Genomic DNA, 25,541 nt, shown 5'->3' with positions numbered 1-25,541 from the left:
TTCTCCTTATCGTTTGGCGCTAAACGACAACGACCGTGGCTCCGCCCGTCAGACCGGCGCCGGCCGCGGTCAGAAGCAGCGTCTCACCGTCTGCGAATGCTCTTTCGCGGTTGGCGACGGAGAGTGAGAGCGCAATGGTGGCGGCGGAAGAATTGCCGAAGGTCTCGATCGTTCGAACGGTCTTTGCCGGATCGATGCCGAGAGAGCCGGCGACGGCATCGAACATGCGCACATTGGCTTGATGCGGAATGAAGCGGTCGATATCCGCTGCGGCAAGCCCGATCCGGTCGAGCGCACGCCGGGACGTCGTCGCCATCAGGGCGACGGCGCGCGAAAACACCTCACGGCCATCTCGCATCGTCATCAGGAAAGCCTCAGGCGGAACGTTTTCCGCAAATGGCTGATTGCTGCCGCCGGCCGGAATATGGATCAGATCATAACCGCTCCCGTCCGATGCGAGATCGGCTGAGAAAAGGCCGCGTCGCGAGTCCCGACATGGGGACAGCACGACCGCACCGGCCGCATCCGCAAATAACACCGCGCTTGCTCGCTCGGCCGGATTGATGCGACGGCTCAGAATGTTAGCGGCGACCACCAGCACCGCGCGGCCATGGGCGCGCACGAAACCGTCGGCGAGCGTCAGCGCATAAAGGAAGCCCGAACAGGCGCCGGCGAGATCGATCGCGCCGGAATTGATAAGACCGAGATTGTGGGCAAGCAGCGGCGCTGAGGGTGGCAGCAGATGATCCGGGGTGGAGGTCGCAAGCAGCGTCAGTGCGATGTCATCGCGCGCGATCGCCGCATCGTCCAGCGCCATCTGTGCGGCCTGCGCCGCCAAACCGCTCAGTGTCTCGCCGTCTTCGGCCCAGTGCCGCGTCCGGATGCCGGTCCGGCGCTCTATCCAGCCAGCTTCGAGCCCGAGCTGCGCTTCGATTTCAAAGTTGGCGACGCACCGGGCCGGCACGGCATGCCCGAAGCCGATCATCCGGGAAGAAGCCATCTCAAACGTCATCTTGTCTCCAAAACGATGGACGCGACCTCGTCGATGGCGTCATAGGCACGGCCGAGATCGTCGGCGGTCACGCAATAGGGCGGCATCAGGTAGACGACATTGCCGAGCGGACGGATAAGGAGTCCGCGCTCACGGAACAGCCGCCGCATTTTGGGCCCGACCTCGGCAAGGTAGCCCTTTGACGGTACGACGAGATCGAGCGCTGCGATCGTTCCGGCTTGCCGGATATTCGCAAATCGTTCGTCGTCCGCAAATCGCCTGAGGTTCTGCCGCTGCAGTGCTTCGAGATTCTTGATCCGCTCGAGCACCGGTTCGCTCCGCCATATGTCGAGATTGGCGACGGCGCTCGCACAGGCGATCGGATTGGCCGTATACGAACTTGAGTGGAAGAAGGTCTTGCGCCGGTCGGTGGAGAGATGCGCATCGAAGATGTCGCTCGTGCAGAGCGTGGCCGCCAGTGGCACGGCCCCGCCGGTCAAGCCCTTCGAGGTGCATAATATGTCGGGTGTTATCGTGGCCTGTTCGCAAGCAAACATCGTCCCCGTCCGGCCCCAGCCGGTCATCACCTCGTCGGCGATGAACAGCGATCCGTAGCGTTCGGCGATCTCCTTCAACCCGGAAAGGACACCGGCGTCATAGCTCTTCATTCCGCCGGCACCGAGGACGAGAGGCTCGATCAACAGGGCGGCGACCCGACCCGAGCGGCAGACGTCTTCGAACAGATCGAGCGTGCGCTGCGCGTTAACTGCCGCCGGAAAAGCCAGCCGGTCGACGCCGAACAACAGCGGCTGATAGGCTGCGTTGAAGACGCCCCGCTCTCCCGCCGACATCGTGCCGATCGTGTCGCCGTGATAACTCGCCTCCATCACCACAATGCGGTCCCGCAATTCTCCCTGGTTATGGAAATAGCCAAGCGCCATCTTGATCGCGACCTCGACCGCGGTGGAACCGCTGTCGGAATAGAAGACGTGCTTCAAGCCGGCCGGTGCGACCTCGATCAGCCCCTCGGCTAGTGTTTCGGCCGGCTCATGCGAGAATTCGGCGAAGATGATCTGGTCGTAGGTCTCGATCGCCTTGCCGATTGCTTCCATGATGACCGGGTGCCGGTGGCCGTGGGTGATCACCCACCAGGACGAGATCGCATCGAGTATGCGATTTCCCTCCGTGTCGATGAGATAGGCGCCCTCGGTCAATCTGATGCGCGTCATGGGCGGCTCGAGCGCATGCTGGGTGAAGGGGTGCCATACGGCCGAACGGTTCATGCCGGCACTTCCATGAAAGCTGCGAGATCGAAATTATCCGAGAAAGCCTGGCGCAGCGCCTCGGCGGTGACGACGGGCAGCCAAGGCAGGCGGCCAAGCGAGCGCACACCGGCCATCTTCACGATGATGCGCTGTGTCTCGCGGTTTTCGTCGCCGATGAAAGCGATGCCGAAGATCGGAATGGCGCGGTTTCTCAGCGCTTCGAGCGACAGCAGTGTGTGATTGATCGTACCGAGCGAGGTCCTGGCGCAGAGGATCACGGGAATTTGCCAGCGGGCAAACACATCGGCGAAGACCAGACCGTCGGAGAGCGGCACCAGAAGCCCCCCTGCCCCCTCGATCACCATCGGCCGGTCGGTGATGGGCGGTGCGAGCTCTTCCGGATCTATCGCCACACCGTCGAGACGGGCCGAAAGATGCGGCGAGAGGGGCTCCGAAAGCCGGTACGCCTCCGGCAGGATGCGCCCGCGCGGCAAGCCCGAGAGCCGAGCGACCGTCTCGCTATCGGTCTCGTCCTCGAGCCCGGACTGAACCGGCTTCCAGTAATAGCTGTCGAGCGCACCGGCAAGGCCGGCGGCAAACACCGTTTTGCCAATGCCGGTATCGGTGCCGGTAACGACCAGGCGAGACATCATGGCGTGTGCTCATCCATTGCGATTGCCAGACACTCGATCATGTCGGCGATCTGTTCTTCATCGACGTTGAGGGTGATAGAAATCCTGAGGCGCGCCGTACCATCGGGCACGGTTGGCGGACGGATCGCCCGCACATCGAAGCCGGCGGCCCGAAGCTCATCGGCAATGCGAAGCGACCGTGCGTTATCGCCGAGCACCACGGGCAGGATCTGCGAACCACTGGGGGTGATTCCGAGCAGCAGTCGCAGATGCCCGGCGGCGAAGTCGGTCAGGCTCTGTAGCCGTATGCGCCGCTCGGGTTCCTCAGCGACCATCCGCAGGGCTTCCCCTACGCCCGCCGCCATCAGCGGCGACGGCGCGGTCGAATAGATGAAATTACGAGCGCGGTTGACGAGAAAGTCGGCGAGGGTCGCAGGCAGGCCGAGAAGCGCGCCGGAGACGCCGAGCGCCTTGCCGCAGGTGTGCAGCACCAGCACATTGTCGCGGTTCTCCAATCCAGCGGCAAGACCGCGGCCATCGGGCCCGAACACGCCGGTGGCATGCGCTTCGTCAAGGACGAGGAAGCCGTCATGCCGGTTGGCAAGGTCGGCGAGTTCAAGGATCGGCGCCTGGTCACCACCCATCGAGTAGAGGCTTTCGGCAGCAATCCACGGATGGCCCTTGCCGCCATTTGCGCGCCAGCGGCGGATCGCCTGATCGAAGGCTTCGATCTCGTTGTGTGGCACGGCAACCGCTTCGGCCTTACCGGCCGCTATGCCGTCATGGGCGCTGGCATGGATCAGCGCGTCGTAGACAATCAAGTCGTCGCGCTGCGGCAATGTCGAGAAGAGTGCGACATTGGCGGCAAATCCGCTGCCGAAATAGAGAACTCTCTCCACCTCAAAAAACGCCGCCGCTTCCGCTTCGAGCGCCTCGTGTTCGGGGTGATTGCCGCGCAACAGCCGCGAGCCGCCGGCGCCGGCGGGCACGCCGCGGTCGATCGCGGCTGCGATCGCCGCCTTCAGACGTGGGGCATTGGCAAGCCCGAGATAGTCGTTGGAGGTGAAATCAATTCCGTGCTGCGGTACGAGCGCGCGCATCCGCGACCGCCGTTCGAGCCCGGAAAGTGTCGCCTGATAACGAGCAACTGCCGTCGAACTCAAGACGCCGGCTCCAGCGCCATCGGCTTTAGGCCCAACCGCCGGAACAGTGCCGCGTCCTGATCTTCTCCGGGATTGTTCGCCGTCAGCAGCGTCTCCCCGACGAAGATCGAATTGGCGCCTGCGAAGAAGCAGAGCGCCTGCATCTCGTCGCTCATCCCGGTACGGCCGGCCGAAAGCCGCACATGCGAGCGCGGCATCAGGATGCGGGCGAGCGCGATGGTGCGCACGAAATCGATCGGGTCGACCGGTTCGGCATCGGCGAGCTTCGAGCCGGGGATCGGGATCAGCATGTTGATCGGCACGCTCTCGGGCGGCATGGGCAGGTTGGCGAGCGTCACCAGCATCGAAATGCGGTCTTCCACCGTTTCGCCCATGCCAAGAATGCCGCCGGCGCAGACCTTGATGCCAGCTTCGCGGACGTTGGCCAAGGTTTCGAGCCGGTCCTCGAAGGTGCGCGTAGTGATGATTTCAGGATAAAAGCGCTCGGACGTATCGATATTATGGTTGTAGTAATCGAGGCCGGCCTCGGCGAACTTTGCGGATTGTTCTGGGGTCAGCATGCCCAGCGTCATGCAAGTCTCCATTCCGAGAGCTCTGACGCCCTCGACCATGGCCGCCAGCGCGTCCATGTCGCGGTCTTTCGGATTGCGCCAGGCAGCGCCCATGCAATAGCGCGTCGCCCCGCCCTCCTTCGCCTGCCGTGCCTCGGCGAGGACGCGCTCGACCTCCATCAGCTTCGACGCCTTGAGCCCGGTCGAATAATGAGCGGACTGGCTGCAATAGCCGCAGTCCTCGGCACAGCCGCCGGTCTTGATCGACAGAAGCCGGCTCATCTGAATGGCGTTCGGATCGAAATGTTCGCGATGAACCTGCTGGGCGCGAAAAAGGAGGTCGTTGAAGGGAAGATTATAGATAGTTGTCGCGGCATCGATGGAAGGGCATGGGCAGGGCGCCGCATTGTCATGAAATGTGCGGCCCCTGGTGGCCAAGCTTGCGGTCATCCGGTCCTCCCCCTCAGGTATGATAGATAGAATCGCGTTTTATCTATAAATCAGAGCGGTGCGGCCATTGGCAAGACCTGCCCGTCATATATCAACGCAAGCGCACAGCGCCCCGGCCTCGCAACGGGACCGCGGGATGCGCCTGCGTGCCGCGAACCTCAGACCAGGGATTGAGAAACTGAGGAACTGACAGGCCTGCTCAGCCCTCGATCGCAAACGCCGAACCCGTGGCGCCGGACGCGTATCGAACGGGCTGCTGGCCGATCCTTTTCACATGCCGCTCGAGTGCGATGACGGCCTGGTCGACCAGGCCTTTGCGAAGGTGATCGAGAATGGATCTGTGATCGGTATCCACGCGCGGCGTCCAGGCGGTGCGAATCGTTGCAAAAAGAAACCTCGAGCCGGCCGCATGCAGGTCTTTGATTTCGGCAAGCAGCCGCGGCATACCGCATGGAGAAAGCAGAAGCGTGTGAAACCGGCGATTTGCCTCGTCCCATTGCCGGATATTGTCGGCAACGTCACCGGCCTGCATAGCGTCTTCCGCCTGGTCCAGAATAAACGACGTCAAATGCGGCGCCGCCTGGCGAAGGGCGAGCCCCTCCAGAACGGATCGCATGAGTGCGACCTCCTGAACCTCCGCAAGGGTGAACGATGCGACGCGCACGCCGCGCCGCGCTTCGCTCACCGCCAGACCCTGGGCCTCAAGCCGGCGGAACGCTTCCCGCACCGGCACATGACTTGTGCCGAACTCTTCGGCAATGTGGTCCTGCCTGAGCTTGGCACCCGGCAGCAAGACCCCGGTGACGATGCGTTCGGCGAGAACGCGACTGATACGATTGGCGATGGTCTCTTCGGCGCTTAAAGTCATATTTTATAGATAATTTAGCGCAGCGGCGCTGTCGAGCGGTGCGCCCACATTTGGGGGATCTTATTCCCTGCGCCACTATAGCGGTCCGGATCGATCACACCAAAAATGAATGTAGCCGGCACCGGGTGAGAAACGAGAGTGCATATCGCCAAGAATGTTCGCAAAAAAGATGACGCCGGGCATGACGCCCGCCTTGAGCTCGATATAGGAGGCCTCCAGCAATTCCACCTCTACGCCGGGAAAGTTGCTCCGGAAGGTTTTAGGGCGACGCGGAAGCAAGCCGATGACACCGACTTGCAAAAGCCCCGATGACAAGACGTTCGGTTTTGCCGGCGCCACTTGCCTTGGCTCAACCGGACAGACGGTGAAACACGTCGATGATGCGGCGGGCGCCGACCACGAACTCTTCGCCGGCAGGCGTGAGACGCGCGCCTGACGTAGCGGTCGAAGAGGAAGACGCCGAGTTCATCCTCAAGCTCTCGAATACGTTTACTGATGATGGGGTGCCGGACATTCAGCTCATGGCAGCAGCGCTGAAGTTGCCGTTCCGAGCTGCGGCTACGACGTATCGGAGATGACGTACGTCCATTATTTATTCTCATATCGTATTCTAGGTCGGCGCCGAATTCGTACTTGGAACCCGACCTGGAGCGGATACCGATATATTCGAAAAAGTGGCTGCCGTCGGGACCTGTTCGACGGCAGCCAAGGTGCCTCGGGAGGAGGCTGGGGAAGCCAGAAGAGCACTCTCGCTGATGCTCGTCTTGGAACTGGAAGCCTAGGAGCAGGCATCAGCGATTGGAATCTCTAGCTCGTGAGCGTTTCACCCGTGACTGGAGTTGTTGGGTACAATGGGCTTAGGATCCTGCTTTACCTGGCCGCGGTGGAAGATGAAGAGGCCTGCGAACACAATGGTGGTAGCCCCGATCAATGTCAGGGCGTCGGGAAAATCACCGAAGAACAGCCATCCGAATACGATCGCCCACAACAACATCGTATACTGCAATGGTGCAAGAACCGACGCCGGGGCTAGTTTGAGCGATCGAGTTAGGAGCAGGTGGGCTGAGCACGAAACGACACCAAGAAGCAGCAGGGCAAGCAGCTCGCGGCCGTTGAAGGGTGTCCAGTTACCGACGCTGAGGATTAGACCAGTCAGTAAACAACCTACGGTCTGCCAAGTAACCAACGTCGTGTCTGAAGTAGAGCGCAGCACGCGTCCAAGCGTCAGCGCGAGCCCAAAGGACAAGCTGCCGATCAGCGCGAATATGGACGGCCACGTCAAAGTGGCGAGTGAAGGGCGGAGCGCAATGACGACGCCGACGAATCCGATCAGGACGGCTAGCCAGCGCCTCCAACCAATCCGCTCGCCGAGCAGGAAATGCGAAATCGCCGCTACATAGATCGGCGCTGCCATGTACATTGTCATCACATCTGCGAGTGGGAGATATGCGACGGCGGCATAGAAGAACCCCGTGTCCGCCGTCATGAGAATAACTCTACACAACTGCCAGTGTGGCTTCTCGACCTTGTACAGCGATGCGACAGGCTGAGTAGCAAGCAAGGGGCTTAGTACCAGAAAGGCACCGAACGAGCGGAGTAGAATAACCTGCCCCACGGAGAAGCTCGCGACAAGCCATTTCCCCATTGCGTCATTCAAAGCAAACATGAAGTCGCCCAGGAGCATTAGAAGAATGCCGGCCAATACTGCATTGCCGCTAAGGGCCAAGGCCGCTTTTTGTTTCATGGTATGGGCGCTCCGAAATCTCGATCAGCGTGTTGAACCGTATGGCGGCACGTGTGCCAAGGTGAGAGCACAATCAGGCTTTGGGCAAGTCCGGGAAAGCAGTGCCCCGTTGAGTCTATATCCCGCTCAGGGCCAGTATTGAAGCCTATTATCTCATATTGTGGTAGTCAATGGCATTTTCATCCATTATGCGGAGCAGTGAGCCGCCTCCAAAGCCTGACCAGGGGCAAATAGCGAGCGACGGGAGGGCTGAAGGCCGTCCCCACCTGTTCCCTTGAAAGTTTGAAAGTTTCGACTTTAGTGATGGGGTGGACACCCCCCTCGACGGCATCGATGTGCCAGAATGGTGGTTGTTGCAGCCACCGGAGAGAAGGAGTGTCCACGATGGAAGTTAGCACGATCGGCCTGGATTTGGCGAAGAATGTGTTTCAGGCCCATGGGGCGGACGCGTCTGGTGGCGTCGTTTTCCGCAAACAATTGCGCCGGAAGAACGTGCTCGAATTCTTCGCCAAGCAGCCCGTGTGCCTGGTTGCCATGGAGGCATGTGCCGGTGCGCATTGTTGGGCTCGGGAGATCGGCAAATTTGGTCACACCCTTAGATTGATTCCGCCGGCCTACGTCAAGCCGTTCGTGAAGCGACAGAAGAACGACGCGGCCGACGCCGAGGCAATTTGCGAGGCTGCCCAGCGTCCGACGATGCGTTTCGTCGCTGTAAAGAGTGATGATGCTCAGGCAAGCGCCGTTGTGTTTCGGGCTCGGGACTTGCTGGTGCGACAGCGAACGCAAGTTATCAACTCGCTCCGCGGTCACCTCGCCGAATACAGCTTCGTCCCCGCTCAGGGTCCATCGCATGTCGCCGGGCTCATAGAATAGGTGACGGATGATAAGAACACTCTGCCGGACGCAGCTCGTCTGGCGCTCGCCATGTTGGTCGATACTCTGCGATCGCTGGAGGACCGGATCAGGCGGCTCGACCACGAGATCGCACGTCGCGCCCGGGAAGACGCGGACGCTCGGCGGCTTGCGACGATCCCAGGTGTAGGACCGATAACAGCGACGGCATTGACGGCTTTGGCTCCAGCGGCATCGACCTTCACAAGAGGACGTGATTTTGCCGCCTGGCTCGGCCTGACGCCACTTCAGCGATCGACTGGCGGAAAACAGAAACTTGGCGCGACATCGAAAATGGGCGAGCGCACATTGCGGCGCCTCCTTATTCTTGGAGCCAGCTCCGTGGTCCGGCAAGCCGCTCATCGTGGTCTGCCAGAGGGATCGTGGCTCGGGCGCATGCTCGTCCGTAAGCCACGTATGCTTGTGATCGTCGCCCTCGCCAACAAGCTGGCGCGCATCGTTTGGGCGCTGCTGGCGAAAGGCGAGGTCTATGGAGCTCCAGTAGCGGCCGGATAAACCCGCCGCAAACAGGAGGCGTCGAAGGTGTAGGAGGGGCGAAAGGAAGGTATGGCGCACAGTCGATAAGAGACGGGATCGGAAAACCAGGCCTGAACGGAGTGCCCAGAGCACGCTTTAATGATTTGGAACCGATCCGCGAACTCCCATACGGGCCCGCGGCATCCAGATGGTCGCAACAGAGGCCGGACAGATGTCAGCACCCGACTACGCGCAATTACCGTACCTGGAAAATCCTCTTGCACTTACGGGGATGTCCACAGATGTTCAGTGGTCGGTAGGCGACTCCTCGGCGGAGAGGAAATAGAACCGGCCTAACCGGCGACCAAGCGAACTTGCCGCAAGGAGCGCCTCCCGGCTACAGAGTTCCCGCTATCGTATGGGTACGTGCGGCCTTCGGTTTTGAGAAGATTTGAGCACCCATACCAATGTTGGGTCGGTGGATGCTCAAGAACGGTTTTACAAGGTAACGATGAGCCGCTCCACATCATCAGATCCCGTACCTCGATATGCGGTGACTTCGAGCTCAAACCTCAAATAGTCGAGGCCGAGCGGGGCGCACGTCACCGTGCTGACCGGGTCGATGCCACGAAACCGTTCGCCTACGACTTCCATCACCGCCTGCACGTCGCCCGGATTAGGTATCGTCACTCGAGAACGGATGACATCTGCAAGCGACGATCCCACCGATCTGAGAGCTGCATCCACATTGTCGAATGCCTGAGCAGCTTGCTCATGCGCCAGTTCTGACATCACCTTAGTGCGGGGATTGCGACCCGCCGTGTTTGATGAGAAAATCCAATTGTCCACGACCACCACACGAGAAAAACTTTCTTTATCCTCGAATGGATTGCCTGTTTTGACTTTCGTGACCTTTGCCATTGTTACGCTTCCCTTGGTTGCTTAAGTTCCGAGAACACGCCTCCGCATTCTATCTCCATGTCATCATCAGAACCGCTTGCCTCCGGTGGGACGGCGAGCGGCCTGTTCTGAACTTCACCGCACTCTTGAGCACGCTCTGACATCCGCCGCAGGCGAACTGGCCCTCGGTCAAGACCACAGCGGCTTTCCGTCATTTGATCACCTTAACCGTTCATTTCTTCATCTCGATGGGCCGTCCCTGTTTCTCTGGGGAATCAGCAGGTTGCTGAAACCGCGCGATCGACAGTCCATCGATTGCTGTCCGCGTTTCACCGTCCAGCGCTAGTTCGCAAAGAACCGCACCTGCCCCTGGGCCAAGCTGAAAACCGTGTCCGGTGAAGCCAAAAGCATGGAAAAGGTTCGGCACGTTCGAACTTGGACCAAAAACGGGTATTCCGTCGGCTATTGACCCCTCAATTCCGGTCCAAGTCCTTACCAGAAGCGCGTTAGCTAACCGCGGCACCATCTCGATCGCCAGTCTCGCTCCCTCCTGCGTCACTTCGACAAGTGGACGAGCTCTAAGCCTTTCACGGTCTGCAACAGCCATCCCGGCACCGAAGATGACACTACCGTGCGGTATCTGCCTCAGGTAGATGCTGCCGCCGCACACTCCAAGATTTGGGCCCATGAAGAGCGGTAGAGGCTCGGTCACGCACATGTTTGGAGCGATTACGTCTTCCTCTACCTCGTCACCGAACCATGCAGCAATCTTTGCGCCCCAAGCACCAGCCACATTGATTAGCTTAGTCGCGGAAAAAACCTCTTGACCAACCTTGACCTGGAATGCCCCGTCGATCTGCCACGCTGCCGAGACAGGCGACATTTCGCGAATATCGGCGCCGGCACGACGTGCCGCGCGAGAAAATGCTGGTGCCACCAAACGCGGATTGGCTTGGCCATCTTCGCGGCAGAGCGATCCACCAGCGAGGTTATCACCAAGATACGGATACAGCTCACGAAGCTCCCTTTTGCCCACAAGCTCAAGCTGAAGGCCAAAGTCCTGAGCCATGTCCCGGTAAGCTTCCAACTCGGCCATCTCCCCATCACTTCGTGCCAGCTTCAGATGCCCTGTAGCGACGAATTCACAATCGGTACCCACGAGTTCGGGAAGCTGATCCCAAAGACGACGGCTGCGCCGCGATAGTGGCAACTCGGCTCGGTGACGGCCCTGTTGCCGTACGCCGCCGAAGTTAACGCCGCTGGCCTGAGCGCCGCAGCGACCGCGCTCGAATAGGACAACCGAAGCACCGCGCTTGGCTATGTGAAGTGCGGCTGAACAGCCAGCGAGGCCCCCTCCAATAATCGCAACATCATAACGGTTCATTTCGCGTCCTCCGCGCGATGGCACAAAGTGGCACCGGCTTAATTGGCGCCTGCCCACGGATGCGTCCAGCATCAGCGATGGGAACATCGCCCGCTGCGGCAGCAACTTCCAATGCAGCCGGCATGCAAACGCGTCCTTGACACCGTCCCATTCCTAGCCGTGTGAACGCTTTTAGGCGGTTAATCTCAGATTCGCCGGTATCAGCTATGGTTGTGCGCAGCTCACCCGCGGTCAGACCCTCACAACGGCAGAGCATGACGTCATCACCTACGTCTCGCGCCAAGTAGTCCGGGAACGGAAAAGCCTTCTCAAGCGCTTTTCGAAACGGGTCGAATCTGCGGATTCGCCGGCTGAGCATGTCGACCCGCTGTTGCAGGCCGGACTCTCCAGCATCCATAAGTAACGTCAATGCTGCACGCTCCCCGGCCAACTCAGCCACGTCAGCGCCCCGTATCCGAGCCCCGTCACCGGCCAGATAGACATGCGGATTGGAACTACGGCCATTTATGCCCTGTATTGGCAGCCACTGACGCTGCAGTTGATCGAACTCGAAATCCAGGCCGAGCAGATCGGCTATCTGCGTCTCTGATTTCAACCCATAGCCGAACGCAACGGCAGGCGTATCAATAACGGTTTCGCGTCCATTGGCCTTGGCAAAGCGGATAGCCCCTACGGCTCCTTCAGCGTCCGAAATTATCTCCAGGGGTCGAATGCCACGCTCGACTTTAATGCCATGCGATTGCAGCCAAGCGAGGTAGTAAAGGCCCTTAGCAAAGGTGGCTCCGCCACGAGCCAGACCCAATACAGTACTAGGTGAAGGAAGCCGGGAGGTGTCGAGAACCGCCGCGACCTCAATCCCCGCCTTAGCGTATTGGTAGGCAACCAAGTATAGCAACGGTCCGGTTCCGAAGAACACCACGCGCTTTCCGATGCCTACGGCTTGGGCCTTCAGTGCGATTTGGGAAGCGCCGAGCGAATACGCCCCTGGAAACGTCCATCCTTTGAGCGGAGTGATACGATCCATTGCACCAGTCGCAAGGATAATCTTATCCCACTGAACATGAGTAGTCTTTCCCGCCGAGACAAAGGAAACACGACTTTGATCTACTGACCAGATCGTTGACTCTGGGTGGTAGCTGAGCTGATCGCGGAGCCTATCGAAGTTTCGGTGCAATCGTGTCGCCTTCTCCGACTCGAATCCATAGAGTTTTTGAGGAGAGCGCGCTCCATCCAGCCCAAACGGCGGTCGGCGATAGATCTGACCGCCACTCGCGAAACCCTCGTCGATGACGGTTGGCCTCACCCCGCTCGAGACCAGAGCCAGGGCAGCGCGAATGCCAGCAGGGCCCGCGCCAATCACGACGACTTTGTCGTTAGCCATTGAAGCGTCTCCCCAAGGAAGTGATGATCTGCATTCCGTCTACGACGAGCGTCGAACAGGCTCTGACTCGCTGACCGTTACTAAGATGGACCCAGCAATCCTGACATGCGCCCATCAAACAAAAGCCAGCACGGTGAGTATTTGCAAACTCAAAGGGCCGAAGGTTTCGCCTCGTGGTCAGCACGGCCGTTAGCACCGTGTCCCCCAAGCGAGCCTCAACTGCAACTCCGTCTACTTTGCAATGAATTTGCGGGCGCTCAGGTAGTGGTAGCCGCTCAAATTGATGCGCCTCACTGACGGTTTTTCTCCTCATGGCTCATTCCTCTGGCACAGCCTATTTGCCTGTGCGGCATTCTAGTAACCACATTGTGGATGTCAATAGCATATATCACCCATATAATGGACTTATGACTTGGGCGCCCGATCTTCCGGAGCCAAAGTTTCTCGCACGACGTTTACCGTTCGATTCCCGCCGCGCCGTCAACGAACTTCCGAGACGTTTGGGTCGCTGATGACCGGGAGGTAAGGGACAAGAGTTGTTCCTGTAGCGACCCTGGATGACGTCCCGGGAGGTGGTGAAGCAGGGTATCGGTGGTCACCAGTGTTTTCCCGGTAGGGTCTGGGTTGTTGAAGACAACCTGATGGCAAGACCACCGATGACCGACGACATGATGAACCTTGCGCTCACTCGTTGAGAAGTGCGGATGCCGATTTGCTTCGGGAGATGATTGGCTTTGCCGCCGAGAAGCTGATGGAACTGGAGGTAGGCGCGAAGACGGGCGCGGGCTACGGGGAGAAGAACGCGTTCCGGCTTGCCCAGCGCAACGGCTATCGGGATCGCGATGGGGAAACACGGGCAGGCACCGTCGAACTGTGGATTCCGAAGCGTCGGACAGGCAGCTATTTCCCGAGCTTCCTTGAGCCGCGCCGCATGGCGGAGAAGGCCCTGACGGCCGTGATCCAGGGAGCAACATCCAGGGTGTATCGACACGCTCTGTCGATGCCCTGGTCAAAGCCATGGATGAGCGGCATCTCCAAAAGCCAGGTGTCAAGGCTTTGCAGCGTCGCTTTCCGCTTTATAGCTCGGCGATCAGGGGTACTTCCGCAATTTTGTTGGCGAAGTCTGCAGTTTGAACTCGACAAATCCGGCAGGTCCTGATTCTCTGGTCTTTTCACTAGTTTGAGACGTGCTGAATATAGCTGCAAGCAGAGCTTTCAGCCGAATTCCCTAAGCAAACGATACATGTGTCGCCACATCTGCCTTTCCGCGTGGACTGACGCTGCGCGTGCAAGCTCAACGGACACCAACCACAGCAAACTGCCGAATCCGCAAGCTACATGCTTGCCGAGCGGGATCGATGTGACAAATATCATACGCACTACGTGCTTTCGTGTTGCGCCGTGTCCGCTACATCAGTCAAGCCAAAGTCCAGCTTCAGCATCTAGCAATGTCCCCGGCGATAAACCTCAACGGTTGCCGCGCCGGATCAACCAAGACAGCATCGCCACGATGAGCATATCGCGCTTCTCGCAGCTCATGACTCAGTCAGCTTCGACATACTTCGCCGTTAGTATTACATCTTGCGGGCGAGCCCTCCTCAACACGATGTCTCACCTTCATGGCCGCGCTGCACCGTGAGCGCGTGAGATTTTGCCGCCTGGATAAGGCTGACACCGAAAGACCACTCGACTGCGGGCAAGGTCAGGCTTGGGGTGATCACCTGTGCCGGCGATGAAATGCTACGAAGCATATTGGTGGTTGGCACGACCGCTCTTCTTCAGCACGTCAGAGCAGGTCGAAGCAAACATGCTTCCCGATGGCTCATCGAACTCCTCCAACGGAAAAACCCGAAGCTGGTTGCGGTGGCGCTGGCCAACGAGATTGCCCGTGTCGCCTGGAAGCTCACGGTAAGCGGCGAGACGTATCGGCGAACAGAGGGACAAACGCAGGCAATTTAGGAGATTGGCCATCTCGGTGCGGGCGAAAAGATCGCGACCGTGTTGAGCTGATGCAGTGAACTTGCAAGAGATGAGCAGATGGTGCGATCGATCGATCCAAGACGCGTGACACTCCGTCAGTTCCAGTGGCCCTTTAAAGGTCGTTGCCGTGCTAGGAACACGCGTTGCGGAAACCATCTTGGCCAGTGGTCATGTGCGACCACACACAAAGACCGCACATATGGAAGCACGCGATCCGATCAAAAAATCTGTAAAAAACGCTTGCAAGTGGGAGCCGTCCACATATGGAACTGGAAGGCTGAGCGCGAGGCGCTGACAGAGCAGGAGCGACGGGCGGCATGACGCACAACAGCCAGGGGACGACGACCGCACGACCGAAGCTTGATGATGTGGCGTTCGAGGCGTTTATCAGGGCACGTCGTCCGGCATCGCCAATCTGGTCAATGAGCGGTCTCGATGGCTATCTCACTGCTCTCATCATCGGCCCAAACTTCATCGACCCACGCCAGTGGATCCCGAAACTAACCGGCGCAGAGGCCCTGAATATGCCGATGGAAACAACCGAACATCGGGCCGTGCAGACGATCGTTGCGGAATATAACCGCATCTCTGCGAGCCTTTCCGAAACACCGAAAGACCACCGGCCCAGGTTCATCAGGATCGATGATCTAACCTTTGATGCTATAGACTGGGCCGTCTGCTTTATGATAGGAACCGGGTTCGCCCCCAAGCTGTGGCGGCCCGTCATTCGCGGCCATGCCGTCACCGGTGATTCATCGCGCCAATCCGCAAACTCAGCGAGACCAAAGGGCCCACCACCCACGAGGATGCTGCTGCCGTCGCTGAAGCGCTCGTCAATATCCGAAGCTACTTCATGCCAAAGCGCGCAAAGCAGAAGTTCTGAAACAACGGACGGCTTGTCGTCCGTCAACAGACGAAAGCCGTGGGCTGCTCGTCGCGCTCACGCTGCACCCTCCTTCGGAGTTGTCTAATCCACGACAAAAGACCAACTGCGATTATCCGCGTCTATTATTGTTATGTGACTGAAAATTCATATTAACATTGCACCAACACTTTCGCTACTCGTGGCATGCGTTTTGCACGATGTTGTCTGCGGATGAAAGTGTTTGTTCCGACCACAACATGACGGGCCATGAGTTCGGTTCCAAGTGCAAAACTCATTTGCTTGTTGGAACCAAAATCGAGGATAATCCTTTGCCTATTGACCAAGCCGAATATACTACCCTTCCCGCAAGATTCAGTTGGGGCCACGCCGCAAAATCTGGTTTATCTAAATTCGGCAACCGCTATCGATTTCCCTGCATCTTTGGATACCGTTGGGTCAGACGCGGCATGCCAGAGCCCTGCGTCCCAGGAAGCGGCTCCGTAAGGATCGACCGTGGTACTAAAACACTCTCGGTTGGATCTCACGGTCAAGTGACGCTAGGCCACGCGGAGATGCTGAGATCGAGCTTTCGGAAAATTCGCTACACTCATGGGCTGCGCGGCAAGGTACGTCAGATGCACGATGCGTGCCAACGCGGGCGGCATCGCTGCGCATTCATCCGTGCCCGTCCTCACGGTCACAGGTCGGAGGGGCGAAAAGTTTTCCAACGCTGTCCACCACATAACTCATCTCAATCGCCAACTTGGAGGAAATCATGTTGGAGGAAATCATGTCAAAAAATATCTATGCCGGTGCCGTGTTGAACGGCAGAGTCGCGCTCGTCACGGGCGGTTCCAACGGTATCGGCGCTGCGATAGCCAAGCGCCTTTCCGCTGATGGTGCAACCGTAGCGCTGACCGACATCGCCCCGCCCGATGATGCAGCGAAGGTGGTGCGTGCGATTGAATCTGCTGGAGGCAAAGCTCGAGCAATCCAGGCCGATGTTCGTGACGCCGACGCTGTCACAAATGCGGTGAAGGAAACGGTAGCGTCTTTTGGCCGGCTGGACATCTTGGTCAATGCTGCTGGGGTGTTCGTGGCGAAGCCTCTCGAAGAGTTCTCTGTCGACGACTTCCAGTGGCTGGTCGACGTTCATGTGAAATCGATTTTCGTTGCGATCAAGGAAGCAGTCAAGCACCTAGGTGAGGGCGGTCGCATCATCAACATCGGCAGCATCAACAGCGACTACGTCCCCTACAGCGGTGGGGTTCTGTATGCGCTGACCAAGGCGGCAGTAGTGGGTCTGACCAAAGCGTTGTCTCGTGACTTGGGTCCCCGCGGCATCACTATTAACAACGTGAAGCCTGGCCCGACCAATACTGATATGAATCCTGCTGACGATCCTGCGGCGCCTTCAATCCTTGATCGGACTGCCGTTAAGCGTTTCGCCTCCCCTGAGGAGATCGCCGAATTCGTGGCCTTTATTGCGGGCCCGAAGTCAGGCTTCATTACCGGCGCCAACCTGTCGATTGACGGCGGTTATACAGCCTAACGGCCGGACCTGCAGCAGCGTCACGGTCGAAAAGGGAACGCGATCTGTCCAAAGGGACCAATTCGCTCTTACAAAACCAACAAAAGACATTCGGGCGCTCTATCTGCCGAACGTCTGGGCTGATGATCGGGAGCGTATGGTCCAAAGGCCATGTGCCAGACAATGCGGCGCTTTCCGACCAAACGGGGCACTCGCCTTCGAGCGGGCCATCGCGTCGAATGTGCGATTTTCCTGGGTAGCCACCCACAGTATTCCTTGTGAAGGCGACATTGTAATTTTAGGCAGCCTCCGTCAACTCCACCGGCCAGTGGAGGAATTGATAGTTGCCATCCGACGGCGGGCCGCCGCAGAGAAAAAGCGCGTGCTGGCTGCAGTCGAAGATGACCGAGAAGGCAGTGCTAGTCTGCTCGCGGTTGGAAATAGTTTTCGAAACCGAGTCGGGCGCCCCTGTACGATCGCGCAAGGCTGCCATAAGATCAGCGACGGTGATCGCGCCCTTGCCCACGTCTTCAAGCGCCGCTAGCCGTGACCGGCTTGATGGGTAAGCGACCTGAAGTTGGTTTTCGTTTTGAACCGCACGCGTTGGCTTCAGAAGAGCATTGTTCGTATGGAAAATCCGTGGCCCCGGCGGAGCAACGCATACTCCAGCGGCAGGAGACAGCTCAACCGCTGCAATGTTTCCTTGACTATCACCGAGCAGGTAACACCGACCGCCCATGATCGGCAATTGCCTCAGCTTATCAAGCGCTGCCAACACGTCTCGTTGGTCAAGTACCAGACGTCTTACCACCTGACTGGGGAAGCCAGTGGTTGTGTTGTCCAGCATAAGATCATTAGTCAACAGGGCAAGCCCACAACGGTTTTGCCCGACCCAACCTAGCGTACCGATTGATCCCACCATCGCCAGAGCGACCCCAGCATCATCGAGATGGAGAAAGAGGGCAAGGTCCTCATGCATCTGCGGCGGTGCATCCCAGTTCTGGCCAAGTAGTGCGCCTGTAGGCGACGCAATCGCCATACCGCTGCAACCGCCTGGAGGCGGCGCATCAAAAAACTCGAAGCCAATATGGCAATATAGATCAATTGTGTCGCATTTTGCTCCCTGCGCAATTCCGGAAATTTCCTCGACAAGCGCCGGTGCGACTCCTTGCAGTTCTGTCCACGATCGAAGCGCGTAGCCACGGGCGACACGGAAGTTTGCCGGAGAGCACCTGCTTTTCATCTTGGCGATAGCCGCGGCAATCCGATCAGCGAACTTACGTCCGTGCTGGACGCCACGCTGGAAGGCGGTGCCGGAGAGGATTACAACAGGCAGATTCGTATGGGTGTTAGAGTTAGCTTGGCACATGGACATCATTCTTGAAGATGAGCTTAACTGCGCACAGCGCCGTCATGCCATTTAGGTTGCGGTTAACTGGCAGCCATCGTCTGGGGCCAGAAAAATGGTCTATCAACGTGATCAGTAATGCGTTGACCACGATGACGCGGAAACGGCGAATATTCTCGAGGCTGGAGTTTTTTGGACGACCTCACCGCAAAGGCGAAGATATCGACCATTGAGCGGAACTAGGTGAGGGTGAACTTATCAAGCGCCAAGCCCGCCATAACTCCACGGAACCCATAAAATCTTGCGATAGTTGCCATCAGCCTTGTTCCACTTAGATTTAAGTGCCTCTTCGTATCTAAATCTTTTTATATCACCCATATTATGGAAGTCAATACCAACAATCTCCCATTATATGGCTTAATTGATCCGTCTCTTATTTGCTGCTAGATCAGGACCACGGTCGCTCGGCCGCCGATTTTTGGTTCTTTTGAGTCACCGCGGTAGGTCTTCCAATATGCCGTGCCCGCATGGCAAACGCCGAATCTCTACATCTCTTGGGTATCATCCCTCACGGGAGCTAAATGATAATCTGCTTCTCCCATGAAAATTCCTTTCATATCTGAACAGCCTGATTGTTCGCTTTGTCGTGTCCGCCACACACAGAAGTGTTCGACCGAACTTCCTATTGTGCGCCCATTAGTGTTGAGAACTATGCAGAAAATCGTCCTTTGGGGATTGGCATGACTCTTGAAACTTTCCCTTTGGGCGGGAGGCAACTGAAAGCAAAAGGACGTCGTTTGTTGCGCGACATACTTGGTCTTCGGCTCTGGACGAGCAGGCGAGAGATTTCGACCGAGACAGTTCGGTCGAACAATAGCTTGAGCAATGTACCTACGTCGCGCTTGATCTCCTCTACACACCAGCGAGGAAGGCCTCAGGCACAGGACGTGACATTCGGCCGTCCTCGGATTGACTCAAATTTGCAGACTTGCGGCCAGGCACATCCGCCGGTGCCCCCGAGAAATCCGCGCTGCATAAGCATATTAAGATTGATACAGAAACGCCGCCGGTGGTGGCCGGTGAGCTACAATCCGGTTTGCTGTGCTTGCTGTGCCATAGGCAATCCAGAGAAGTGCCTCGAGTTCTGGTCGAGGTTTATGGGCGGTATTCGGCAACAACACATTGGATACCGGCTATCGCATATCGTTCAGGCGGAGCTACGCCGATGAAGCCACTGGTCCTGATTTGTTCAGATGATGCCGAGTTCTACCTGGTTTATAACTATGTGCTGGAGGTGGGTGGCTTTAGGAGTAAGCTGGTCGATGGCGTCGAGGCAGCGGTTCGACAGGCGTCAGAGCAAGTGTTTCGGGCAGTAATCATCGACTGCCAACCAGCCAGTGAAATTGCGGCGGCCATCTGCGTTCGGTTGAAAGGGGAGCTGCAGAACGATGCTCTGCCTGTCGTTGCTCTGATCGCGCCCACTGCCAATCATCAGCACCTTGATCTGCTTAAGGCTGGCATCGACAAAAGTTTCATTAGGCCCTTCCCGCCGGCAATGCTGCTTTCCTACCTACGCGCTGAACTGGCAATGGAACGACCAGATTCCGAGGGCGTAGAGAACGGTCGCTCGGTCACCTGGGGCGACCTCGAAATGCACCTCACCAGCCATCGGGTGCACTGCTGCAACGGCCAACAGATCCGATTGAGCCAAATTGAGTTCAACCTGCTGCGTCATCTGATTGAAAACCGCGGCAACGTGTGTAGTCGCGACGAATTGATCGGCGCGGCTTGGCCAGAAAACATCCATGTCGACGGTCGTACGGTGGACGTTCATATAAGCCGACTCAGAAAGACACTTAGCGAAATCCTGTCCCACAACGTCATCCGCACCATACGATCGATAGGTTATGCCATCGAAGAGTGCGGAATGTGACGTGACTGTGTCAGCAGGCGTCGTAGCAGAGTAGAGGCTCAGATCGCGGTCTTTAAAACACATAACGTGCAGCCGTTGAGCGGCTGCGACCGCGCTTTTTTCTCCTTTTGTCCGCCCGCTTACCATCTAAAATGGGAGGCGACGAACGTGGGAAGGACGGGCTTTCCTGCAAGCAACTGTTGAAGCTGCTCAAGGTTACCCGCATCGGCACGATGGATGCCGCTGGCAATAAAGACCACGTCAATGCCCTCATTTCGCGCACCTGCAACATCCGTCCGCAACGAATCGCCGACTGCAAGCACTTCATCTCTTTCGTGACCGAGCAGGTCGAGCGCACGTCGGTAAGCGGTTGAATATGGCTTTCCATGATAGCGAACGTCCCCTCCCAGCGCTTCATATTGCTCGGCGAGCGTTCCCGCACAAATAACCAGCTGATTGCCAATTAAAACGACCAGATCCGGGTTTGCACAGATCATCGGCAGTTTTCGGGAAGCACATTCCTGAAGCACTTCTGTAGCTCCATCTATCTCCTCTTGACCGCCTGCCCCGGTATTCAGAATAAAGTCGGCGTTCTTAGGTAAGAAGACCTCTAACCGGTCCGATCCCGAAAGCAAGCCCCTCAAGTCAGATGGTCCGAGGTGGAAGTAGCGCCGTCCGAGCGCAGCATGCCACTGATCAGGTGTATTTTCGAGAGCTTCGTAGACAAATTCCCCGGAAGTGAGGAGATGGTTGTATTTTGATGGGCCTAAACCCATTGATGTTAGCCTTTCAGCAACCTGCCGCGCACGCCGGGGAGCGTTTGACAGTAGGCAAATGGCAAGACCATTGGACCGTAGCGCATCCAAGGCAGAGATCGCGTCGGGAAAAGCGACTTCGCCGTCGTGCAATACGCCCCAGAGATCCACAATTACGCCGCGATACTGGTCTGCGACCTCTGAGAGGCCATCAATCATCGTTGACACTTGCAAATTCATACAGGTTCACTCCTAAGGTAGGATGGTAGGCTCCAAAGAAAAACCGGCCTTACTATTACTCACTCGCTACCTCTCGTGAGGAGCGGGGGGTGGTGGGGTCTGTCGCCTGCATTGGCTGACCAGCCCTGGATTCCCCAGCTGGATAGGAAGCATTCAGATAACGTCTTGTGCAACCGGCGCCAAGGCGCGTCAGCACGTCCTGGGGGTAAACGTCAGCCGCCGCCGCGAGATCATTGACGGTGAAATTTTCACCCAGCATTTCCGCAAAAACACCCGGACCACAAAGGGCCTCAGGAACATCTGTTGCATCGGCCACAGCGTATTCCATCGACATCCTTCCGATTAGAGGAGCTGAATATCCAGCAAACCGGACGGATATCTTGTTCCCGCAGGCCCATGGGACGCCGTGCTTGTAACCGATTCCCAGGATCGCTATGCGACTGGCTCGGACCGTCCGAAACGTCGCGCCATATCCGACAGCCTCACCCTTTCGCACATTGCGCACTTCGAGTATTTTTGCCCGAAGTCTGACGACGGGCTGAAGAGGGTTCGGTTGAATGCCGGCGTTGTTGAGCCCGTATAGCGCTGAGCCCACCCGCACCATGTCAAAATGGTAGGATTTGCCAAGCCACACACCGGCGGAGGCGGCGAGGCTGTGACGGGCAGGTTTAAGCAGATCGGAGATCGCGCGAAAGCGGTTCCTTTGCAACACATTCATTGCGTCGGCAACGCGATCGCCGCATGCGAGATGGCTGAGGACGACTGAAGGGGGATGCCGATTGAAAGTTCCCCAAAGATACCTGCGCCGTACGTCGTCGAAAGTGAGCCCAACGCGAGATAACCCGGTTTCCACATTGAGAAAGTATGTTTGCGCCTCCCCTGATGCGCTAATGGCATCCAGTTCACCGCAATTGTTCACAACCGGTATGAGGCGGTTGGATCGATAGTATTGCCGAAGCCTCGTGAACTCATCGCAAAAAACCGCAACCGCCGCGCCGATCTTGGAAGACCTTAGAAGCAGCGCTTCGTGCAGATCACCAACGAAGAGCAGATCGCATCCGGCGGCAACCAGCGCCCTTGCAATCTCGATGAGACCAAGCCCGTAGCCGTCGCTTTTAACGACAGCGGCCACCCTCACGTATGGTCCGACGACGGCCGAGATAATCTGGAAATTCGCCTGAACCGCATTGAGGTTGATTTCGAACACGACATTGGCGCGCGGTGCTAAGGACAACATCTTCTGCTCCCGGGTCTGCGGGGTCACCCTCAAGAAGCCTCGCAATGTCGCAACCGGCACGTTCGCCGTGATGGCGACAAGCTCAGGCGGTTGCGTTCCAAATGCCGCCAGCGATCAGATCCTCACCGGTCATAGACATTTCGTAGCGAACATTATGCCGTAATTATCGCATCGACAGTGTGAAATAATTTTAAATTTCAAACACGATTGCTTAATATTCGTTTAACAAGAATTCACGATAATCTCCTGATATTTCTATAATACCGTTGTATATTCGCTTGCGTTTATAAGCAAATTGGAGATCTTTTATGCGTGACCGTATAAAGATACTTATTATTGGGCACGGCGTACTTGGAGGGGCCGTTCTTGACTTTCTTAGTCAGAGCAGCAGACCCTACGATCTACACCTCGGAGCGAAAGATGTTGAGAAAGGCACCTTAAGAGCGAATCTGGCGAGGTGCACCGCCGTCAATCTCGGCCACCATCCGGCCATCGAGGTGGTACCAATGGATCTGATGAATGTAGAGGCTACTGCAGAGCGGCTGGCGGCTCTCGGTCCAGATATCATTTTCAATGCAACGACTTTGCATTCATGGTGGGTCATAACGCAGTTACCGCCCGCCGCTTACCAGCAGATCGATCAAGCACGCGGAGGGGTATGGGCTCCGATGCATCTCGTTCTCGTGCGGCGGCTGATGAGAGCTGTGCGAGAGGCCGGACTCGAGAGCGTGGTGGTAAACGCATCATACCCTGATGTAACAAATGCCGCCCTTGCCGCTGAGGGTCTCTCGCCAACAATTGGAATTGGGAACATCGCGAATTCCGTACCTGTCATCAGGTTGGCGGCTGCGCATCTGCTGGGTTGCGAACTTAGAGCGATCTACGTCCGGTTGTTTGCCCAGCACTATTTCGGTTACCGTATGCCGAGCACCGGTTCCGCGAACGGAGCACCCTATCATTTGTCGGTATATCGGGATGGCCAGAGAATCAGTCCTGAGGAACTGAGCCACGATAAGATCTTCGCGACTGTTGCCGGGCGTTTTCGGCGAGTGAGAGGCATTGCGGGACAGGCAGTGACTGCATCGTCGGCGATGGCTGTTCTGCGGGCGTTGGCCGACAACGTGGAGGAAATCGTTCATGCGCCGGGACCGTTAGGTCTCGTAGGAGGCTATCCCGCTAAGATTGCTCCAGCAGGTATTTCGATCGAGTTGCCTGAAGGCCTGTCACTCGAGGATGCGGTGGAAATCAATAGGCAGTGCCAGAGATACGATGGGATTGATGAGGTGGAAAGCGACGGAACCGTTCGCTTCACGAAGGAATCGGCAGGAATAATGCGCGAACTCCTCGCGTACGATTGCGAAGCAATGGCGCTGGGCGAGTGCGAAGAACGCGCGGAGGAACTGGCAGCAAAATTCGCTGAATATCGCGATCGCGTTGAACAATCGGGCGCTGTTCGGGCCGATTGATTCAAGGGGACATCGGCGGCCCCGGCGTGGGAAGTTAGTCCTTTGAGTTCGCGATAAAGTGGCGGCCGTTGAAGGTGTGTGGGCGTGACGGCTGCTTTGGTCAAAGCAATTCAAATGGTGTGAACAGCCTAGTCGGTTGTCGCCCGCAGCGTCTCGCCTGCGCGGATGCAAATGCGATGCTTCAACACTCCTTCTCCAAGGAGGCGCACCGGCAAGCCGAAAGGAATTCACATTGGAGGGCCCCTTCGTTGAGAACCTGAGGACTGAAATTGAAGGAACAAAGGGCACGCAACTTCTAGATCGCTCTGTAGCCCTGCTGAACTACCTTGGCGAAGTTGGGGAGAAAGGTGCACGTGTGCATGAAATGGCGAAAGCTCTGGGCCTCACCCTAACAACGACGCATCGTATCGCAAGTGCACTTGAACGACACCTGCTGTTTGAGAAGGACCCCTACACGAGGCGTTATCGTTTAGGGCAGTCGCTCTACATGTTGGGAGCCAAGGCGGCCGACGGCATGGGCTTGCTTCGTTGCTGCCGTCCCGCGATATTGCGGCTGGCGGCTCAAACGGAGAATACCGTCTCTCTGATGGCGCGAAGCGGCCTCAATATCGTGTGCATCGATAGGCAACAGATATCTTATGTTATCAACAGCCTGGCCGATCATATTGGTGGCCAGGTCCCCTTGGGGGTCGGGTCGGCAAGCCGGGCAATTCTCGCATTTATGCCGCCCGAGGAAGCCAATGGTATTATAGCCGCCAATGCTCACCGCTACAGCACCTTCAACGGCCTAAGTGCAGATGACATCCATCATCAACTGCCCGCGATCCGTGAGAGAGGCTATGTTTTAGATCAGGATCATCCATTCGATGGAATTTCATCTCTTGCAATGCCAATCCGGCCGCAGCGAAGAAACATTATGGGAGCACTGGTTATCAACGCGACTAGCGCGCGGATGCCGCAAGAGCGGATTCCGCAACTCCTGAAGTCGATAAAGCGGGAGGTTCAAACCATAGAGCGCGGTGCGATATCTGGCTGCGCCTCAGAGGGGATATCAAGGCGGCACGACAATGAGTAAGGCGATTGCAGTTTATGTCGACGCCGAAGTCCTTGCCATCGTGAAGTCAGCGAGAATCCTTAATGCCAACGAGCGCTATTTCTGACCTCACGGAACCTTCCCGATTCCCAATATGGCGCGAATCTGAATCCATGCTGCAAACAGGACGTTTGCAATGGGTTCGGCGGTTTTGTATGCGCGATGACTTGTAAGAGCGCGAATTTCCCCGCACCTTTCTCGATTGAGCGCTGTGGCGGGTGAAATGTCCACTTAACGGAGGTGGACACCAAGTGATTGAGAGCGATGAACAGAAACTGCTAATGAGGCGGATTTTGCGAAACTGTGTTTCCGCGTGGAAGCTTGCTAATTGACAAAGTGAAGGCCGCGATTCCCCGGCCCGTCATTCCCTGGAGCGTGACCCGATATGAATAAATCGGAGAAGTGGACCTTACTTCA

General features: G+C 57.4%; 20 protein-coding genes and 4 pseudogenes. 9 read left to right on the top strand and 15 right to left on the bottom strand.

Going from position 1 to position 25,541, the window contains the following annotated elements; translation table 11 throughout:
- Positions 1 to 19 precede the first annotated feature (19 nt).
- From M728_RS26220 to M728_RS26195, 6 genes are all read right to left on the bottom strand, one after another.
- Positions 20 to 1,012 carry a beta-ketoacyl-ACP synthase III gene (locus M728_RS26220; protein ID WP_084044679.1) on the bottom strand — a complete coding sequence of 331 codons (993 nt, stop codon included), beginning with the start codon at positions 1,010 to 1,012 and terminating at the stop codon, positions 20 to 22.
- Entirely contained in the window at positions 1,009 to 2,274 is a 1,266-nt protein-coding gene (locus tag M728_RS26215) for an adenosylmethionine--8-amino-7-oxononanoate transaminase (RefSeq protein WP_026622861.1), read from the bottom strand. The genes M728_RS26220 and M728_RS26215 overlap by 4 nt, the downstream gene beginning before the upstream one ends.
- Positions 2,271 to 2,909 carry a dethiobiotin synthase gene (gene bioD / locus M728_RS26210; protein WP_026622862.1) on the bottom strand — a complete coding sequence of 213 codons (639 nt, stop codon included), beginning with the start codon at positions 2,907 to 2,909 and terminating at the stop codon, positions 2,271 to 2,273. Before bioD ends, M728_RS26215 begins: the two co-directional genes overlap by 4 nt.
- The gene (locus M728_RS26205; protein WP_026622863.1) at positions 2,906 to 4,051 is read right to left on the bottom strand and encodes an 8-amino-7-oxononanoate synthase; all 1,146 of its coding nucleotides are present in this window, start codon (positions 4,049 to 4,051) and stop codon (positions 2,906 to 2,908) included. Before M728_RS26205 ends, bioD begins: the two co-directional genes overlap by 4 nt.
- Positions 4,048 to 5,052, bottom strand: a complete 1,005-nt coding sequence (gene bioB / locus M728_RS26200; RefSeq protein ID WP_026622864.1) for a biotin synthase BioB — start codon at positions 5,050 to 5,052, stop codon at positions 4,048 to 4,050. Before bioB ends, M728_RS26205 begins: the two co-directional genes overlap by 4 nt.
- Positions 5,053 to 5,251: 199 nt before the next feature.
- On the bottom strand, positions 5,252 to 5,920 hold the full coding sequence (locus tag M728_RS26195) for a GntR family transcriptional regulator (RefSeq protein WP_026622865.1): 669 nt from the start codon (positions 5,918 to 5,920) through the stop codon (positions 5,252 to 5,254).
- A gap of 283 nt (positions 5,921 to 6,203) precedes the next feature.
- Between M728_RS26195 and M728_RS26190 the strand changes: the two genes are divergently transcribed.
- Positions 6,204 to 6,356 (top strand): hypothetical protein, encoded by a 153-nt coding sequence (locus M728_RS26190; protein ID WP_156943567.1) that lies wholly within the window; start codon positions 6,204 to 6,206, stop codon positions 6,354 to 6,356.
- Between the two features lie 49 nt (positions 6,357 to 6,405).
- Here the strand turns inward: M728_RS26190 and M728_RS26185 are convergent.
- Positions 6,406 to 6,522, bottom strand: a pseudogene (locus M728_RS26185) (hypothetical protein); the annotation flags it as partial.
- A gap of 221 nt (positions 6,523 to 6,743) precedes the next feature.
- On the bottom strand, positions 6,744 to 7,664 hold the full coding sequence (locus M728_RS26180; protein WP_026622867.1) for a DMT family transporter: 921 nt from the start codon (positions 7,662 to 7,664) through the stop codon (positions 6,744 to 6,746).
- A gap of 384 nt (positions 7,665 to 8,048) precedes the next feature.
- On the opposite strand from M728_RS26180, the pseudogene M728_RS26175 reads away from it, so the two are divergent.
- Positions 8,049 to 9,071: pseudogene (locus tag M728_RS26175) on the top strand (IS110 family transposase).
- A 459-nt stretch (positions 9,072 to 9,530) separates the two neighbouring features.
- Here the strand turns inward: M728_RS26175 and M728_RS26170 are convergent.
- From M728_RS26170 to M728_RS26155, 4 genes are all read right to left on the bottom strand, one after another.
- The gene (locus tag M728_RS26170) at positions 9,531 to 9,953 is read right to left on the bottom strand and encodes a Rid family hydrolase (protein WP_026622868.1); all 423 of its coding nucleotides are present in this window, start codon (positions 9,951 to 9,953) and stop codon (positions 9,531 to 9,533) included.
- A gap of 211 nt (positions 9,954 to 10,164) precedes the next feature.
- Positions 10,165 to 11,316 carry an FAD-binding oxidoreductase gene (locus M728_RS26165; protein WP_026622869.1) on the bottom strand — a complete coding sequence of 384 codons (1,152 nt, stop codon included), beginning with the start codon at positions 11,314 to 11,316 and terminating at the stop codon, positions 10,165 to 10,167.
- Positions 11,303 to 12,697, bottom strand: a complete 1,395-nt coding sequence (locus M728_RS26160) for an NAD(P)/FAD-dependent oxidoreductase (RefSeq protein ID WP_026622870.1) — start codon at positions 12,695 to 12,697, stop codon at positions 11,303 to 11,305. Before M728_RS26160 ends, M728_RS26165 begins: the two co-directional genes overlap by 14 nt.
- Entirely contained in the window at positions 12,690 to 13,010 is a 321-nt protein-coding gene (locus M728_RS26155; protein WP_084044680.1) for a (2Fe-2S)-binding protein, read from the bottom strand. The genes M728_RS26160 and M728_RS26155 overlap by 8 nt, the downstream gene beginning before the upstream one ends.
- A 399-nt stretch (positions 13,011 to 13,409) precedes the next feature.
- On the opposite strand from M728_RS26155, the gene M728_RS26150 reads away from it, so the two are divergent.
- The 4 genes and pseudogenes from M728_RS26150 to M728_RS26135 all read left to right on the top strand — a co-directional run bounded on the left by M728_RS26150 (position 13,410) and on the right by M728_RS26135 (position 17,094).
- Complete coding sequence (locus M728_RS26150) at positions 13,410 to 13,856, top strand: transposase (protein ID WP_198023438.1); 447 nt, start codon at positions 13,410 to 13,412, stop codon at positions 13,854 to 13,856.
- Between the two features lie 488 nt (positions 13,857 to 14,344).
- Positions 14,345 to 14,656: pseudogene (locus M728_RS26145) on the top strand (transposase); the annotation flags it as partial.
- A 338-nt stretch (positions 14,657 to 14,994) separates the two neighbouring features.
- Positions 14,995 to 15,560: pseudogene (locus tag M728_RS26140) on the top strand (UPF0149 family protein).
- A gap of 757 nt (positions 15,561 to 16,317) precedes the next feature.
- Positions 16,318 to 17,094, top strand: a complete 777-nt coding sequence (locus M728_RS26135) for an SDR family NAD(P)-dependent oxidoreductase (RefSeq protein ID WP_370906522.1) — start codon at positions 16,318 to 16,320, stop codon at positions 17,092 to 17,094.
- 277 nt (positions 17,095 to 17,371) lie between these two features.
- Here M728_RS26135 and M728_RS26130 read toward each other — a convergent pair whose 3' ends face one another.
- Entirely contained in the window at positions 17,372 to 18,442 is a 1,071-nt protein-coding gene (locus M728_RS26130; RefSeq protein WP_198023437.1) for a C45 family peptidase, read from the bottom strand.
- A gap of 1,204 nt (positions 18,443 to 19,646) precedes the next feature.
- Between M728_RS26130 and M728_RS26125 the strand changes: the two genes are divergently transcribed.
- Positions 19,647 to 20,354: a response regulator transcription factor gene (locus M728_RS26125; protein ID WP_034884451.1), complete on the top strand. Its 708-nt coding sequence runs from the start codon at positions 19,647 to 19,649 to the stop codon at positions 20,352 to 20,354.
- Between the two features lie 119 nt (positions 20,355 to 20,473).
- On the opposite strand, the gene M728_RS26120 is transcribed toward M728_RS26125, so the two are convergent.
- Positions 20,474 to 21,328: a TIGR01459 family HAD-type hydrolase gene (locus tag M728_RS26120; protein WP_084044675.1), complete on the bottom strand. Its 855-nt coding sequence runs from the start codon at positions 21,326 to 21,328 to the stop codon at positions 20,474 to 20,476.
- A 55-nt stretch (positions 21,329 to 21,383) separates the two neighbouring features.
- Positions 21,384 to 22,592, bottom strand: coding sequence for an alanine racemase (alr, locus tag M728_RS26115; RefSeq protein ID WP_245269821.1), 1,209 nt, complete (start codon positions 22,590 to 22,592; stop codon positions 21,384 to 21,386).
- A gap of 281 nt (positions 22,593 to 22,873) precedes the next feature.
- On the opposite strand from alr, the gene M728_RS26110 reads away from it, so the two are divergent.
- On the top strand, positions 22,874 to 24,031 hold the full coding sequence (locus M728_RS26110; protein WP_034884453.1) for a hypothetical protein: 1,158 nt from the start codon (positions 22,874 to 22,876) through the stop codon (positions 24,029 to 24,031).
- A gap of 232 nt (positions 24,032 to 24,263) precedes the next feature.
- A complete protein-coding gene (locus M728_RS26105; protein WP_051441046.1) occupies positions 24,264 to 25,106 on the top strand; it encodes an IclR family transcriptional regulator in 843 nt (280 codons plus the stop codon).
- Positions 25,107 to 25,541: the final 435 nt, after the last annotated feature.

Source organism: Ensifer sp. WSM1721, assembly GCF_000513895.2.
In the GTDB taxonomy this organism is placed as follows: domain Bacteria; phylum Pseudomonadota; class Alphaproteobacteria; order Rhizobiales; family Rhizobiaceae; genus Sinorhizobium.
This window is presented reverse-complemented; position numbering and strand designations above follow the sequence as displayed.